Origin of the sequence: Actinomadura gamaensis (assembly GCF_042652125.1) — a bacterium.
Lineage (GTDB): Bacteria > Actinomycetota > Actinomycetes > Streptosporangiales > Streptosporangiaceae > Spirillospora > Spirillospora gamaensis.
Genome location: NZ_JBHSIT010000001.1, coordinates 974,079 through 989,495 on the forward strand (window position 1 = coordinate 974,079; position 15,417 = coordinate 989,495).

Consider the following 15,417-nt stretch of genomic DNA (forward strand, 5'->3'; position numbering starts at 1 on the left):
GCCGCCCGAAAAGAAGTCTGACCGAGGTTGTTATGGCCGGAATGTGACATTCCTTCATGTTCATCGCCGGGTTACGGTAGGGGTTTGGGCGTTTTCGTGACACGTACGTTGAACGGTCCAGCCAGGCCGCGGCCCAGGCCCCGGTCGCGCCCGCCTACACGGGACAAAGCGAAGGCCGGGGCGGACGCGAGGTCCGCCCCGGCCTTCCGCCGGTTCTCAGGGATCCGAGGTCAGGCGAGCGGCGGCTCCTGCTCGCGCTGCTCGGCCTGGATCACCTGCATCACCGCGTTGATCAGCGCGAGGTGCGTGAACGCCTGCGGGAAGTTGCCGAGGTGCCGTCCGGTGTGGGGGTCGATCTCCTCGGCGTACAGCTGCAGCGGGCTCGCGTAGCTCAGCAGCTTCTCGCACAGGGCCTTGGCCCGTTCCAGCTCACCGATCATCACCAGCGCGCTGACCAGCCAGAACGAGCAGATCGTGAAGGTGCCCTCCTCCGAGTCGAAACCGTCGTCGGTCTCGCTCGCCCGGTACCGCAGCACCAGGTCGTCCTCGGACAGCTCGTCGGCGATGGCGAGCACCGTCTCGCGCACCCGCTTGTCGTCGGGCGGCAGGAAGCCCAGCAGGGGGATCAGCAGCGCCGAGGCGTCCAGCGAGGTGGCGCCGTAGTGCGCGACGAACACGCCCCGGTCGTCCAGCGCGTGCGCGAGGACGTCGGAGTGGATCGTGTCGGCGGCCTCCTGCCAGCGCCGCGCCCGGTCGTGGTCGCCGCGGATGCGGGCGAGCCGCGCGCCGCGGTCGGCCGCGACCCAGCAGAACACCTTGGACGAGGTGAAGTGCTGCGGCTCGCCGCGCACCTCCCACATCCCGGCGTCCGGCTGCCGCCAGTTGTCCAGGGCGTCCTCGACCTGCTTGACGACGATCTTCCAGAGCCGGTCGTCCAGCCGGTCGCGCTTGCGCACGAACATGTAGATCGACCCGATGATCGCGCCCCACACGTCGTGCTGGTTCTGCACGTACGCCTCGTTGCCGATGCGCACGGGACGGGCCCCGTCGTAGCCGCTCAGGTGGTCCAGCGTGGCCTCGGGCAGCTCCTCCCGGCCGTCCAGGCCGTACATGATCTGGAGCTTGCCCTCGGCGGCCTCGGCGACGTCGGTGATGAAGTAGAAGAAGTCGTTGGCCTCCCAGTCGTAGCCCAGCGTGTAGAACGCCCACAGGGCCATCGTGGAGTCGCGGATCCAGGTGAAGCGGTAGTCCCAGTTGCGCTCGCCGCCGGGCGTCTCGGGGAGCGAGGTGGTCGCCGCCGCCGCGACCGCCCCGGACGGCGCGAACGTCAGCCCCTTCAGCGTCAGCGCGCTGCGCTGCAGGTGGCTGCGCCACGGGTGGTCGGGGAACCGGCCCCGGTCCAGCCAGTGCTGCCAGTGGTGGACGGTCCAGACCAGCCGGTCCTGGGCCTCCTCGTAGGTGGTGGGAGGCTGGTGCTCGCTCCAGGACAGCGCGACGAACCGGGCGTCGCCCTGCTTGAGCAGCGTCCGGGACGTGGCGAGCGAGCCCTCGAAGCCCACGTTCATGTCGGTGGTCAGCCGCAGCGCCACGCCGTTGCCGCGGGCGATGGCCTCGTGGTAGCCGACGCCGGAGTGCTCCCAGCGGGCCGGGGTCTGGCCGTAGTCGAACACCGGCATGCAGTCGAGCCGGACCTGCGCCTGCCCGTTGACGCAGCGCACCATGCGCAGCAGCACGTGGTCGGCGTCGTAGTCGGTGGGGGCCCTGCGGTGGGTGTGGGACCGCTCGGTCTCGTGGTGCCAGGGGCCCATGAGCAGGGCGTCGGTCACCACCACCCAGCCCCCGTGGACCCACCACGTGGTCTCCATCACCATCGTGCCCGGGATGTACCGCTGCGCGGCGGGCACCTCCACGCCCGCCGGACCGACGCGGAAGTAGCCCGCGTCGCGATCCAGGATGGAGCCGAACACGCTGGGCGAGTCCATCTTGGGCAGGCACATCCACTCGATGTTCCCGCTGGGCGCGACCAGCGCGGTCGTCTCGCAGTCCGACAGGAACCCGTAGTCGGCGATCGGAGCGAACGGCTCTCCCGCCCGACCACCGGCGACCTTCGGCCTCACGGCCTCACCTCCTCTGTGATCCATCATTCCCTCCTCTCGGCAATGGCCCGGCCATGGGCCGGGCCGGTGCGGCCGTGGGATTCCCCACCGGAGAGGTCTGGCATGTCGTCATTGGTATAGGCCATTACAGCGGTGCTGACCTGCGAAAACGCCCCCGGGGGCGGCGGGCGGCGAGCGAGCGGCGCCTCCGCGGGTACAGTCCCCGCAAACAGGGCGAAGCTTCTACTGCCTGGACAAACGCGATCTTGCACCATGTCGCGGGCGCCACGGGCGGGGGAGACCCCGCCCTGTCGTTGGGTGGAACCCGGAGCGAGAAGGAGCTCCCCGTGCCGAAGTTCGTGTACGACTTCACTGAGGGCAACAAGGACCTCAAGGATCTGCTGGGAGGCAAGGGCGCCAACCTGGCCGAGATGACGAATCTCGGGCTGCCCGTGCCGCCCGGCTTCACGATCACCACCGAGTCCTGCCGGCACTACCTCGAGCACGGCACCCTCCCCGAGGGGCTCGAGACCGAGATCGACGAGCACCTCGCCGCGCTGGAGAGCGCGATGGGCAAGAAGCTCGGCCAGCCGGACGACCCGCTCCTGGTGAGCGTCCGGTCCGGGGCGAAGTTCTCCATGCCGGGCATGATGGAGACCGTCCTCAACATCGGGCTGAACGACGAGTCCGTGGCCGGCCTGGCGGCGCAGGCGGGCGACGAGCGGTTCGCCTGGGACTCCTACCGCCGGCTGATCCAGATGTTCGGCAAGACCGTCCTCGACATCGACGGCGACCTGTTCGAGGACGCCATCGAGGACGCCAAGCGCGCCAAGGGCGTGACGAACGACGTGGACCTCGACGCCGAGGACTTCCGCGGCCTCGTCGGCACGTTCAAGCAGATCGTCGAGCGGGAGACCGGCGACGGCTTCCCGACCGACCCGCGCGAGCAGATGAACCGGGCCATGCTCGCCGTGTTCGACTCCTGGAACGCCCCGCGCGCCGTCCTCTACCGGCGGCAGGAGCGCATCCCGGTCGACCTCGGCACCGCCGTGAACGTCTGCGCGATGGTCTTCGGCAACCTCGGCATGGACTCCGGCACCGGCGTCGCCTTCACCCGCGACCCCGCGTCCGGCCACCAGGGCATCTACGGCGACTACCTGCAGAACGCGCAGGGCGAGGACGTCGTGGCGGGCATCCGCAACACCGTCCCGCTGACCGAGCTGGAGGCCATCGACAAGAGCTCCTACGACCAGCTGCTCCAGATCATGGAGACGCTGGAGAACCACTACCGCGACATGTGCGACATCGAGTTCACGATCGAGCGCGGCAAGCTGTGGATGCTCCAGACCCGAGTAGGCAAGCGGACCGCCGCCGCGGCGTTCCGCATCGCCTGCCAGCTGCTCGACCAGGGGCTCATCGACGACGACGAGGCCACCTCCCGCATCACCGGCGACCAGCTCGCCCAGCTCATGTTCCCGCGGTTCGACGCGTCCGCCGCCAAGGACGCCGAGAGGCTCACCAAGGGCATGAACGCGTCCCCGGGCGCGGCCGTCGGCAAGGCCGTGTTCACCAGCGACGCCGCCGTCGCCGCCGCCGAGCGCGGCGAGGACGTCATCCTCGTCCGGCGCGAGACCAACCCCGACGACCTGGCGGGCATGGTCGCCGCGCGCGGCGTGCTCACCTCCCGCGGCGGCAAGACCTCGCACGCCGCCGTCGTCGCCCGCGGCATGGGCAAGACCTGCGTCTGCGGCGCCGAGGAGCTCGACGTGGACGTCAAGGCCGGCCGGTTCACCGCGCCGGGCGGCACCGTCGTCTCCGAGGGCGACGTGATCTCCATCGACGGCACCAGCGGCCTGGTCTACCTCGGCGAGGTGCCGGTCGAGGACTCGCCGGTCGTCCAGTACTTCGAGGGGCGGCTCGCCCCGTCCGAGGGCGACGAGCTGGTGACCGCCGTGGACCGCGTCATGGCTCACGCGGACGCCAGGGCCCGGATGAGCGTCCGCGCGAACGCCGACAACCCCGAGGACGCCGCGCGCGCCCGCCGGTTCGGCGCGCAGGGCATCGGCCTGTGCCGGACCGAGCACATGTTCCTCGGCGACCGGCGGCAGCTCGTCGAGAAGCTGATCCTCGCCGAGACCGGCGAGGAGCGGCAGGACGCCCTCGACGCCCTGGAGCCGCTGCAGCGCGCGGACTTCGAAGGGATCTTCGAGGCCATGGACGGGCTGCCGGTCACGATCCGGCTCATCGACCCCCCGCTGCACGAGTTCCTCCCCGACCTCACCGAGCTGTCGGTGAAGGTGGCCCTGGCCGGTGCGGACGCCGATCCGCAGGACCGCCGCCTGCTGGAGGCCGTCACCCGCCTGCACGAGCAGAACCCTATGCTCGGACTGCGCGGAGTGCGGCTCGGTTTGGCGATTCCAGGGCTTTTCGGGATGCAGGTCCGGGCGATCGCCGAGGCGGCCGCCGCGCGCCGGTCCGCCGGCGGCGACCCGCGCCCGGAGATCATGATCCCGCTCGTCGGCGCGGTGCAGGAGCTGGAGGCCGTCCGCGAGGAGGCCGAGGGCATCCTGAAGGCGGTCGCCGAGGACACCGGCGTGGACGTCCCGGCGCTGATCGGCACCATGATCGAGGTCCCGCGGGCCGCGCTCACCGCCGGGCAGATCGCCGAGGCCGCCGAGTTCTTCTCCTTCGGCACCAACGACCTCACGCAGATGACCTGGGGCTTCTCCCGGGACGACGTGGAGGCCGCGTTCTTCTCCCGCTACCTCGAACTGGGCATCTTCGGGGTGTCGCCGTTCGAGACGCTGGACCGCGAGGGCGTGGGGCGGCTCGTCCGCATCGCCGCCGAGGAGGGGCGCGCGACGCGTCCGGGGCTGAAGCTCGGCATCTGCGGAGAGCACGGCGGCGACCCGGACTCGGTGCACTTCTGCCACGAGGTCGGGCTCGACTACGTGTCCTGCTCGCCGTTCCGCGTCCCGGTCGCGCGGTTGGAGGCCGGGCGCGCCGCGATCGCCTCCGGGGGCAGCGACAGCCGGTGATTTTGTGTCCGGTCCGTCCGGGTTTATTACCGGGCGGGCCGGGCGAACCGTTCGCGTCTCCGCCGTCGTCTAACTAGCGTGTCAGGTGCGATGACGATGGAACTGGACGTGCCGGAGAACGAGCCGGAGACCGAACCGGTGGACGAGGCCGAGGCCCCCGAAGAGCGGGCCGGACGCGAGGACGGACGCGGGCGCGAGGGCGGAACCGGGCGCAGGCGCGGGCGCGGGCGTCGCAGGCCGCCCCGGCCGCGCTGGTTCGTGATCACGGTCGGGGTCGTCGGCGCGCTCCTCGGCATCGCCGTGCTGACCCCGCTCGCGGTCGGTTTCCGGGTCTGGTACCAGGCCCGGCAGGACGAGCGGCCCCGCTCGGACGCGATCATCGTGCTGGGCGCGGCGCAGTACAACGGCGTCCCGTCGCCGACCCTCAAGTGGCGGCTCCAGCACGCCCTGGACCTCTACCGGCACGGCGTCGCGCCGCGCATCGTCACGGTCGGCGGCAAGGCCCCCGGCGACAACTTCACCGAGGCCGACTCCGGCCGCCGCTGGCTGATCCGGGAGGGCGGCCTCCCGGCCGACAAGGTGATCTCCGTCCCGGTCGGCCGCGACACGCTGCAGAGCCTCAAGGCCGTCGGCGCCGAGTACCGGCGGCTCGGCCTGCACTCGGGCGTGATCGTCACCGACCCGTGGCACGAGCTGCGCGCCAAGCGGATGGCGTCCGACAACGGCATCGACCCCGCCGGCTCGCCGACGCGCAGCGGCCCGAGCGTCCAGACCCGTGACACCCAGTTCCACTACATCGTCCGCGAGACCGGCGGGTACCTCTCCTACGTCCTGTTCGGCAAGAGCGTCCACACGCCGGACGAGACCATCAAGAGCGTCGTCCCGGACAACTCCGGCACGCCGGCCACCCCGCCGAAGCACTGACGGGCCCGTCCTAGCGAGGCGCGGGCGCCTGCGGGAAGGGCGGCTGCGAAGGGAACTCCCGACCTTGCGCGTGCTGGCCCTGCGCGTGCTGGCCCTGCGCGTGCTGGCCTTGCGCGTGCTGGCCTTGCGCGGGGGAGGGCTGGCCTTGCGGGGGCTGAGCGTGTGCGGGGGCGGGCTGGACGGGCGCGGGTTGGACGGGCGGGGACTGCTGGGCGGCCAGGAACGCGGGCTGGTGTTCGGCCGGGACGCCGTAGTGCTCCAGGAACGCGCGCAGCTCGCCGGACGCGGCGGGGTTCGCGACGACGCGGGCGACGAGGTCCTTGACGTCCACCTCCGCGCCGGACGCGTCCCGCAGCGTGGCGGGGCCCTGCCAGGACAGGACCCAGCGCGCCTTGCCGGTCTCCACCAGCACGCCCTGCACCGCGCGGACCAGCACGTTCTCGACCAAGGCGCGGTCATCGCCGGTGCCTTGCCAGCCGAGCCGGCGCAGCCCGGCGGCGAGTTCGGCGAAGCGTCCCGCGGACACGGCGGCGAACGCTCCGCCGAGCGTCGGCGCCGGCGCGCCGTTGATCCGCTGCGCGGCCACCAGCAGGTCGCTGACGGCCTCGGCGTTGCCCGCGTTGTACAGCGCGCGGGCGGTCAGCTCCTCCCAGGGGACGGCGGGCAGCGCGCGCGCCTCCTCCGACCAGAGCTCCGCCTCGATGGCGCGCTCGGCCCCGGCGGGATCGCGCAGCACCGTCCACGCCGACCGGTCGTCCACGCGGACGGGGCTCTCGGGCAGCCGGGCGATCGCGGCGAGCCGGTCCGGCAGGCTCGGGTGGGAGTCGTACGCGGACGTCTCGGCGCTGTTCGCCTCGTTCAGGAACCGCTCGCGCTGGCCGTCCAGCAGGCGGCGCAGGCCCCCGTACAGCTCGGTCGGGCGGGCCTTGGCCGCGCCGATCATCGGCAGGTACTCCGACCCGTACGCCTGCCAGGCCGCGCCCGCGATGTGCACCTTCGTGAGCGCCTCGGACGCGGCGCGCCGGCCCGCGATCCGCACGGCGAACTCGTCCGCCTCCAGCTCCTGCCGCCGGGACACCGCCTCGGAGATCCGGAAGTACAGCTTGGCGTACCAGATGAACAGCCGCTGGACGAAGGGGTGGTTGCCGAGCCCGCCGATCGTCCGGACGAGCGCCACGCGCCCCCGGTAGGTCGGCTGGCCGAGCCGGGTGTGCGAGCCGCTGTAGTGCCCCAGCTCGTGCCCGAGGACCGACGCCAGCTCCGACCGGGTCAGCAGGCTGAGCAGCGGCAGCCCGACGAACATCCGGCGGCGCTTGGCCCGCAGGCCGAGCCAGGACGTCTCCTCCATGACGGCGGCGTTCACGTCCGGGACGATCCGGATCTCGTCCGGCGGCGCGGTGCCGACGGCCGCGGCGAGGGCGGTGACCTCGCGCCAGAGCTCCGGCTCCTCGTCCGGGCCGACGATCCGGCCGTAGTCGTCCGCGCCGTCCTGCTTGCGGCCGACCATGAACAGCGCGCGCAGCAGCGCGAGCGCCGCCACGGTCAGCACGATCACGCCCTTGAGCGCGGCGAGGTGCGACGGATGGGTCAGGAAGAGCGCGTCGGCGGCGACGGTCACCGCGATGACGAGCCCGACGAGGACGTAGAAGCCGGCGAGGAGGGTGAGCGCGAGCACGGCGCGCAGCGTGGTGGTCATGTGCCGGACCCTGGCAGCCTGGTGGTCATTTTCCCTGGCCTTGGTGATGTGGGGGAGTTGTTTGCTTCGGCGGGATCTCGGGTCTGGTGCGTACGCTGGGAGGAGATGAGCGTATACATCGACAGTGACCGCGCGCGCCGGGCCCCCGAGCCGCCCAAGCGCCGCGACCGTACCGCTTTCGAACGCGACCGGGCGCGGGTGCTGCACAGCGCGGCGCTGCGCCGGCTCGCCGCCAAGACGCAGGTCGCCTCGCCGGGCGAGCCCGAACCGTCCGGCAACCTGCAGATCCTCCGCACGCGGCTGACCCACTCGCTGGAGTGCGCCCAGGTCGGGCGGGAGCTCGGCCGGTCCCTGGGCTGCGATCCCGACCTGGTCGAGACCGCGTGCCTGTCGCACGACATCGGCCATCCGCCGTTCGGCCACAACGGCGAGGCCGCGCTGGACGTCGTCGCCGCCGGGTGCGGCGGCTTCGAGGGCAACGCCCAGAGCCTGCGCGTCCTGACCAGGCTGGAACCGAAGTCCTTCGCCCCGGACGGCTCCAGCGTCGGCCTGAACCTGACCCGCGCGGCGCTCGACGCCGCGATGAAGTATCCGTGGCCACAGTCGGACGCCGTCAACGGCAAGTACGGCATCTACCCCGACGACGTCGAGTACGCGCGCTGGGTGCGCGAGGGCGCCCCCGAGGGCCGCGCCTGCTTCGAGGCGCAGGTCATGGACTGGGCCGACGACGTCGCCTACTCCGTCCACGACCTGGAGGACGCGCTGGTCGCCGGGCACATCGACTTCGCCCTGCTCGCCGATCCCGCCGAGCGGCGCCTCGTGTGCGAGACGGCCGCCAAGCTGTACTGCAAGGGCACTCCGTCCGCGCCGAAACGCGGCATGGGCGGCGGCGCCGGACGCGCGGCGGCGGGTCCCGCGGATCGGGTGACGGGCGGCGTCACGGACGGCGAGGCCGAACGCGGTGTCGAACCGGTCGTCGCGGACGTGGCCGAGCTGGAGGAGCGCTTCACGGACCTGCTCGCCGAGCCGTACTGGCCGGACCGATACGACGGCTCCATGCGCACGCTCGCCGCGCTGAAGAACCTGACCAGTTCCCTGATCGGACGGTTCTGCGTCGCGGCCGAGCGGGAGACGCGCGCCGCCTACGGGGACCGTCCGCTCACCCGGTACGCGGCCGACCTGATCGTCCCGCGCGCGCAGCGGCTGGAGTGCGCCGTCCTCAAGGGCATCACCGCGCACCACGTGTGGATCAGCCACGAGACCGAGCGCGCCCGCCAGCGCGAGCTGATCATGGAGCTGGGGGACCGGATGGCGGCCGGGGCGCCCGGCACCCTGGACCCGATCTTCCGCGAGGCGTTCGAGGCCGCGTCCGACGACGCCGGACGGCTGCGCGCGGTCGTGGACCAGATCGCCTCGCTCACCGACACCTCGGCCGTGGCCCGGCACCGCGCCCTTGTCTCGAACAGGGAGTCGGCGTAGTGAGGTAGGGACGGCCCGTGTCCGCAAGCCCACGCGAGGAGGCCCTGCCATGCCCCTGGAGACGTTCGTCATCGTCGGAGCGAGCCTCGCCGGAGCCAAGGCCGCGGAGACGCTGCGGCAGGAGGGCTTCGAGGGCAGGGTCGTGCTGGTCGGCGAGGAGGTCGAGCGGCCGTACGAGCGTCCGCCCCTGTCGAAGGGGTTCCTGCTGGGGAACGACTCGCGGGAGTCGGCGCACGTCCATTCGGCGGAGTGGTACGAGGCGCACCGGGTGGAGCTGCGCGTGGGGACGGCGGCGACGTCGCTGGACCGCGCCGCGCACGAGGCCGTCCTGGCGAGCGGCGAGCGCCTCAGGTACGACCGGCTGCTGCTGGCCACGGGCGCGTCGCCGCGCCGGCTGGCCGTGCCGGGCGCCAAGCTCCAGGGCATCCACTACCTGCGGACGCTGCAGGACGCGGCGGTCCTGCGCGAGGCGCTGTCGCCGGGCGGACGGCGCGTCGTGGTCGCCGGGGCGGGCTGGATCGGGCTGGAGACGGCGGCGGCGGCCCGCACCTACGGCAACGACGTCACGGTGATCGAGCCCGACCCGTGTCCGCTGCACCGGCACGTCGGCCCGGAGATCGGCGGCGTGTTCGCCGACCTGCACCGCAGGCACGGCGTGAACCTCCGCTTCGACCAGGGCGTGGCCGGTTTCTGGGGCGCGGGTCAGGTGTCGGCGGTCGTGACGTCCGGCGGCGCGGAGATCCCGGCGGACGTGGTGATCGTCGGCATCGGGGCGCGCCCGAACACCGACCTCGCCGACGACGCGGGCCTGGAGGTCTCCGACGGCGTCCTCGTGGACGCGAGCCTCCGCACGTCCGACCCGGACATCTACGCCGCCGGCGACGTGGCCGCCTTCTACCACCCGGTGCTGGGACGGCGGGTCCGCGTGGAGCACTGGGCGAACGCCCTGGACGGAGGCCAGGTGGCGGCGCGCGCCATGCTCGGGCAGGACGTCGTCCACAGTTCGCTGCCGTACTTCTTCACCGACCAGTACGAGCTCAGCATGGAGATGTCGGGGCTGGCGTCACCCGGCGACTACGACGAGATCGTCTATCGGGGGGAGGTCGATTCCCTGGAGTTCATCGCCTTCTGGCTCGACGCGGGCCGCGTGGTGGCCGCCATGAACGTCAACGTCTGGGACGTCACCGACGACCTCCGCCGCCTCATCGCCGGGGCGGTCCGCCCCGATCCCGCGCGCCTCACCGACCCCAAGACCCCGCTCGCCGAGCTGGCCTGAGCCGCCCCCTCGGCGCGCCCGGAATTCGGGCGGCGCGCGCCCGGAGTTCGGGCGGTGCGCCCGGAATTCGGGTGGCGCGGTGCCCGGAAATCGGGCGGTGCGGACGGGGCGGATCGGATGATCTTGGTCATAAGGTGTGGGGGTGACCGCACTCGCCTCCGCCGTCCTGCCCGGCCTGCGTTCCGCGCGGCGCGCGGTGACCGTCGCGTTCCTCGTGCACGGGCTCGCCGCCGCGGCGTGGGTGGCGCGGATCCCGCAGATCAAGGAGCACCTCGGGCTCAGCGCGGGGACGCTCGGGCTGGCCCTGCTGGGATCGCCGATCGGCGTCGTGCTCGCCACCCGCGTCGCGGGACCGGCGGTCGCGCGCTTCGGCAGCCGGGCGACCGTGCTCGTGGCGGGGACGTCGGCGGCGCTGGCCCCGGTGGCGCTCGGCCTCTCGGTGAACCTGCCGATGCTGGTCGGCGCGCTGGTCCTGCTGGGCGCGTCCCTCGGCCTGATGGACGTCGCCATGAACGCGCAGGGCGTCGCGGTCGAGCGCGGGTACGGGCGTCCGATCATGTCCGGGCTGCACGGGGTGTACAGCATCGGGACGCTGGTGGCGGCGGTCGTCGGGTCCGCCGCCGCGCACGCCCACGTGCCCGTGGCCGTCCACCTGACCGTGCTGGGCGTCCTGTTCGCGACCCTGCTCCTGGTCGGCGCGCGCACCCTCCTGGACCGTTCCAGCGAGCATCTCGACGAGGAACCCGCCCCCACCGCGCTCTCCGCCCCACTTGCCGAGCCGGAGCCCGCCGACATCGAGAATCCGGAAGCCGGGCCAGGCGAGACCGCCTCCGTCTCGGGCACCGCCTCGTCCGGGGGAGGCGGTGCGAGCGCGGCCTCGTCTGAGCACGGGGCTGTGGCGGCGTCCGGGCGCCCGGGTTCCGGTGCGGCGTCACCCGGCGGCGGGGGTTCGGGTGCGGCGGCGTCCAGCGGGATGGGGGCCGGGATGTTGCTGGCTCTGCTCGGGGTGATCGGGCTCTGCTCCTTCGTCGGGGAGGGGGCGATGGCGGACTGGAGCGCGGTCTACCTGAAGGAGTCGCTCGGGGCCGGAGCCGGGTTCGCGGGGCTGGGGTACGCCGGATGCGCGGTCGCCATGACCATCGGACGGCTCGCGGGGGACCGCGTGGTCGGACGGTTCGGGGCCGTCCGGGTGCTGCGCATCGGGTCGCTGGTGGCCTGCGCGGGGCTCGGCGGCGGGCTCGCGGTGGGCGCGCCGTGGGCGGCTGTCACCGGATTCACGTTGTTCGGTTTCGGCGTCGCCGTCGTGGCGCCGGTCACGTTCAGCGCGGCGGGCAACCTGCCGGGGATTCCGGCCGCGCACGGCATCGCCCGCGTGACCGCGATCGGCTACCTCGGCCTGCTGGGCGGGCCTCCGGTGATCGGACTCATCGCGCAGGCGGTCGGGCTGCCGTGGGCGCTGGCCGTCCCGGCGGCGCTGTCGGGCATGATCGTCCTGCTCGCGGGGGCGACCCGGGCCGCCGATCGTTGACCTTCTGTGATCACCGTCTCCGCACCTCAGCGGGGCCGGTCGGGTAATGTTCCGGCAAGTGAGCACCTTGCAGCGGTCAAGGCCCGCGAAAGTGGCCCTGGCCGTGCGTCCCTACCGGCCGTTCCTGAGCGAACTGCTCAGTTTCGGCTTCGTGGGGTTCGTCGGCACGGTGATCACGATCGGCGGCGCGAACCTGCTGCGGGCCTGGCTCGGCGGTTCCCCGGTGACGAGCGTGGTCATCCCGACGCTCGTGTCGACCGTGACGTCTTACGTCGCCAACCGGTACTGGACGTTCCGGCACCGCGACAGCGACGGCTCCGGCCGCGAGTTCTTCGTCTTCTTCGCCCTCAACGGCATCGGCATGCTGATCCAGGTGCTGTGCACGGGCTTCGTCTACTACTCGCTGCACCTGCACGGCGGCATCGCCTACAACCTCGGCCTGCTCGCCGGCCTCGGCCTCGGCTCGTGGTTCCGCTACTGGTCGTACCGCAAGTGGGTGTTCACCCCCGCGACCGCCTGACCCCGGTCCCGCCGGGCGCCTCGGCCGTCCTCGAACCCCTTCCGGAGCGCCGGGAGGGGTTTTCCCGCGGGCTAACTCTACTAAAAAGGTAGGGAAAGTTGCGAAACGCCGGGACGCCGGTTACGGTCATGCCGCGCGCCCCGAACCCCCGAGGGCGCACGTCGGGAAAGAGGCACCACCCATGAGGCTGCGACCGTTCGTCCTGCTGGGATCCGCGCTGCTGGCGGCCACGTCCGCCGTGGCCGGCTGCGGCGGGGACTCCGGCTCCGGCGGCGACGCGGCGTTCGACCCGAAGACCTGCCGGGGCGGCACGCTGACCGTGCTGAACCAGGGCGGGCTCGGCAAGTTCGACCCGGCCACCCTCTACACCTCGGGCGGCGGCGCGCTGCCGTCCCTGGTCTACCGGACGCTCACCACCCGCAAGCGCGTCCCCGGCCAGGACGGCACCAAGCCCGCCCCGGACCTCGCCACCGACCTCGGCACCCCCGGCGACAACGCCAGGACCTGGAAGTACACGCTGCGGGACGGCCTGAAGTTCGAGGACGGCACCCCCATCACGTCCAAGGACGTCAAGTACGGCATCGAGCGCTCGTTCTCGCCGGACCTGCCCGGCGGCGCGCCCTACCTGCACGACTGGCTCGTGGACGGCACCGGCTACAAGGGCCCCTACAAGGGCGGCGACCTGAAGTCGATCGAGACCCCGGACGACAAGACGATCATCTTCCGGCTCCGCGCGCCGCACGGCGACTTCCCCTACCTGGCGACGGCGACCCAGTTCGCGCCCGTCCCGAAGGCCAAGGACACCGGCGTCAGGTACCAGAACGCGCCCGTCTCCAGCGGCCCGTACCGGGTCGAGAAGTACGAGGTCGGAAAGAAGCTGGTGCTCGTCCGGAACCCGTCGTGGTCGCGGGCCGTGGACGACCAGCGGCTCGCCTGCCCGGACCGGATCGAGGTCACCTCCGGCCTGGACGCCACCGTGATCAACCAGCGGCTGGCCGGCGGCACCGGCGCGGACGCGAAGGCGATCACGACCGACACGTCCGTCGGGCCGGAGCAGCTCGCCCGCATCGGCGGCGACCCGAACCTCGCCAAGCGCGTCGCGCGCGGCGTGTTCGGCGAGACCAAGTACCTGGCGTTCGACACCACGAAGAAGCCGTTCAACGACCCGCGGGTCCGGCAGGCCGTCGCGTACGCGGTGAACCGGCAGTCGGTCGTCAACGCGATCGGCGGCAGCGAGCTGGCGTCCCCGGCGACCACGTTCCTGCCGGACGGCAAGGCGTTCGGCCAGCAGCCGTACGACTACTTCCCGGCGGGCGCGACCGGGAACCCGGCCAAGGCCAAGGAGCTGCTCGCCCAGGCCGGGTACGGCAACGGCCTCACCGTCGAGCTCGCCTACCCGAACGCCGACACCGACGGCATCGGCCCGAAGGTCGCGCCCGCGATCCAGGACGCGCTGAAGCAGGCCGGGATCACCGTGAAGCCGAAGTCGTTCAGCGACGACGACTACCGCGACATCTCCGGCAAGCCCGCCACGCAGCCCGCGCTCAGCCTCCAGACCTGGGGCGCGGACTGGCCCGCCGGCGGTCCGTTCCTCATCCCGATCTTCGACGGACGGCAGATCCTCACCAGCGGCGGCAACTTCAACCTCGCGCAGCTGAACGACCCGGCGGTGAACAGCGAGATCGACCGGATCAACACGATCACCGACCCCGCGCAGGCCGCGCCGCGCTGGGGCGCGCTGGACGCCGCCATCGGCAGGCAGGCCCTGGTCGTCCCGCTGTACCACCCGAAGACCGTCGCGCTGTTCGGCAAGGGCGTGAAGAACACCTACGTGGACGAGTGGCGCGGCTGGTACGACGTCTCGTCCGTCTCGGTGAAGTGACCGCGCGGCCGTGACCCTGCTCGACACCGAACCCGCCGCCGGGCCGGACGCCCCTCCGGCCCGGCGCGTCGGGGCCTGGCGGCGGCTGCGCGCCGACCGCTCCGCCCTCGCCGCACTCGTCCTGGTCGGCCTGCTGGTCCTCGTCGCGCTCGCCGCGCCGCTGCTCACCGCCCTGGAGGGCCAGGACCCGGCCACCTTCCACAGCCAGCTGCTCGACTCGGCGCGCGGCGGCGTCCCGCACGGCTCGCTCGGCGGGATCAGCGCCGACCACTGGCTCGGCGTCGAACCCGGCACCGGCCGGGACGTGTTCGCCCGCGTCGTCTACGGCGCGCGCGTCTCGCTCGGCGTGGCGCTCGCCGCGACCGTCCTGGAGCTGGTGATCGGCATCGCGGTCGGGCTCGCCGCCGGGCTCGGCGGACGGCGCCTGGACGCGGTGTCCAGCCGCGCGATCGAGATCGCGATCGCGTTCCCGTCGCTGCTGCTGGCACTCGCGCTGATGGCGATCGTCCCGCCGTCGGTGCCGAGGCCGGTCCTGGTCGCGCTCGCGATCACGGCCGTGAACTGGGGCAACGTCGCCCGCGTGACGCGCGCCCAGGCGTTGTCGCTGCGCACCCGCGAGTACGTGGACGCCGCGCGCCTCGCCGGAGCCGGACCCCTGCGGATCGCGCTGCGCGAGATCCTGCCCGGCCTCGCCACCCCCGTCATGGTGCTCGCCGCGCTCAAGGTCCCGAGCAACATCGTCAGCGAGGCGGGCCTGTCGTTCCTCGGCGCGGGCGTCCGGCCGCCGACGCCGTCCTGGGGGCAGATGCTCTCCACCTCCACGACCTGGTTCCGGACCGATCCGGCGTACGTGCTGATCCCGGGCGGCCTGCTGCTGGTCACCCTGCTGGCCTTCGCCCTGTTCGCCGACGGCGTCCGCCGCGCCCTGGACCCCCGGAGCATCCGCGTATGAGACCGCATGTGAGAGCGCATTCGAGG

10 protein-coding genes are annotated in these 15,417 nt (G+C 72.6%); 8 read left to right on the forward strand and 2 right to left on the reverse strand.

The genetic code is table 11. From position 1 onward, the window contains the following. Positions 1-230 precede the first annotated feature (230 nt). Positions 231-2,117, reverse strand: coding sequence for a glycoside hydrolase family 15 protein (locus tag ACFPCY_RS04505; protein ID WP_378252259.1), 1,887 nt, complete (start codon positions 2,115-2,117; stop codon positions 231-233). Positions 2,118-2,443: 326 nt separating this feature from the next. On the opposite strand from ACFPCY_RS04505, the gene ppdK reads away from it, so the two are divergent. Together ppdK and ACFPCY_RS04515 are read left to right on the forward strand one after the other, a co-directional pair. Further along, positions 2,444-5,134, forward strand: a complete 2,691-nt coding sequence (gene ppdK, locus ACFPCY_RS04510; RefSeq protein WP_378252260.1) for a pyruvate, phosphate dikinase — start codon at positions 2,444-2,446, stop codon at positions 5,132-5,134. Positions 5,135-5,224: 90 nt separating this feature from the next. Then, positions 5,225-6,058 (forward strand): YdcF family protein, encoded by an 834-nt coding sequence (locus tag ACFPCY_RS04515; protein ID WP_378252261.1) that lies wholly within the window; start codon positions 5,225-5,227, stop codon positions 6,056-6,058. Positions 6,059-6,068: 10 nt separating this feature from the next. Here ACFPCY_RS04515 and ACFPCY_RS04520 read toward each other — a convergent pair whose 3' ends face one another. After that, complete coding sequence (locus ACFPCY_RS04520) at positions 6,069-7,754, reverse strand: M48 family metallopeptidase (RefSeq protein ID WP_378252262.1); 1,686 nt, start codon at positions 7,752-7,754, stop codon at positions 6,069-6,071. 105 nt (positions 7,755-7,859) lie between these two features. Here ACFPCY_RS04520 and ACFPCY_RS04525 point away from each other — a divergent pair, with 105 nt between their 5' ends. From ACFPCY_RS04525 to ACFPCY_RS04550, 6 genes are all read left to right on the forward strand, one after another. Further along, entirely contained in the window at positions 7,860-9,233 is a 1,374-nt protein-coding gene (locus tag ACFPCY_RS04525; RefSeq protein ID WP_378252263.1) for a deoxyguanosinetriphosphate triphosphohydrolase, read from the forward strand. Between the two features lie 49 nt (positions 9,234-9,282). Continuing rightward, on the forward strand, positions 9,283-10,509 hold the full coding sequence (locus ACFPCY_RS04530; protein WP_378252264.1) for an NAD(P)/FAD-dependent oxidoreductase: 1,227 nt from the start codon (positions 9,283-9,285) through the stop codon (positions 10,507-10,509). Positions 10,510-10,651: 142 nt separating this feature from the next. Further along, positions 10,652-12,037, forward strand: coding sequence for an MFS transporter (locus ACFPCY_RS04535; protein ID WP_378252265.1), 1,386 nt, complete (start codon positions 10,652-10,654; stop codon positions 12,035-12,037). A 58-nt stretch (positions 12,038-12,095) separates the two neighbouring features. Continuing rightward, on the forward strand, positions 12,096-12,557 hold the full coding sequence (locus tag ACFPCY_RS04540; protein ID WP_378252266.1) for a GtrA family protein: 462 nt from the start codon (positions 12,096-12,098) through the stop codon (positions 12,555-12,557). A gap of 181 nt (positions 12,558-12,738) precedes the next feature. Next, complete coding sequence (locus tag ACFPCY_RS04545) at positions 12,739-14,439, forward strand: ABC transporter substrate-binding protein (RefSeq protein WP_378252267.1); 1,701 nt, start codon at positions 12,739-12,741, stop codon at positions 14,437-14,439. Positions 14,440-14,449: 10 nt separating this feature from the next. Further along, entirely contained in the window at positions 14,450-15,391 is a 942-nt protein-coding gene (locus ACFPCY_RS04550; protein WP_378252268.1) for an ABC transporter permease, read from the forward strand. Positions 15,392-15,417: the final 26 nt, after the last annotated feature.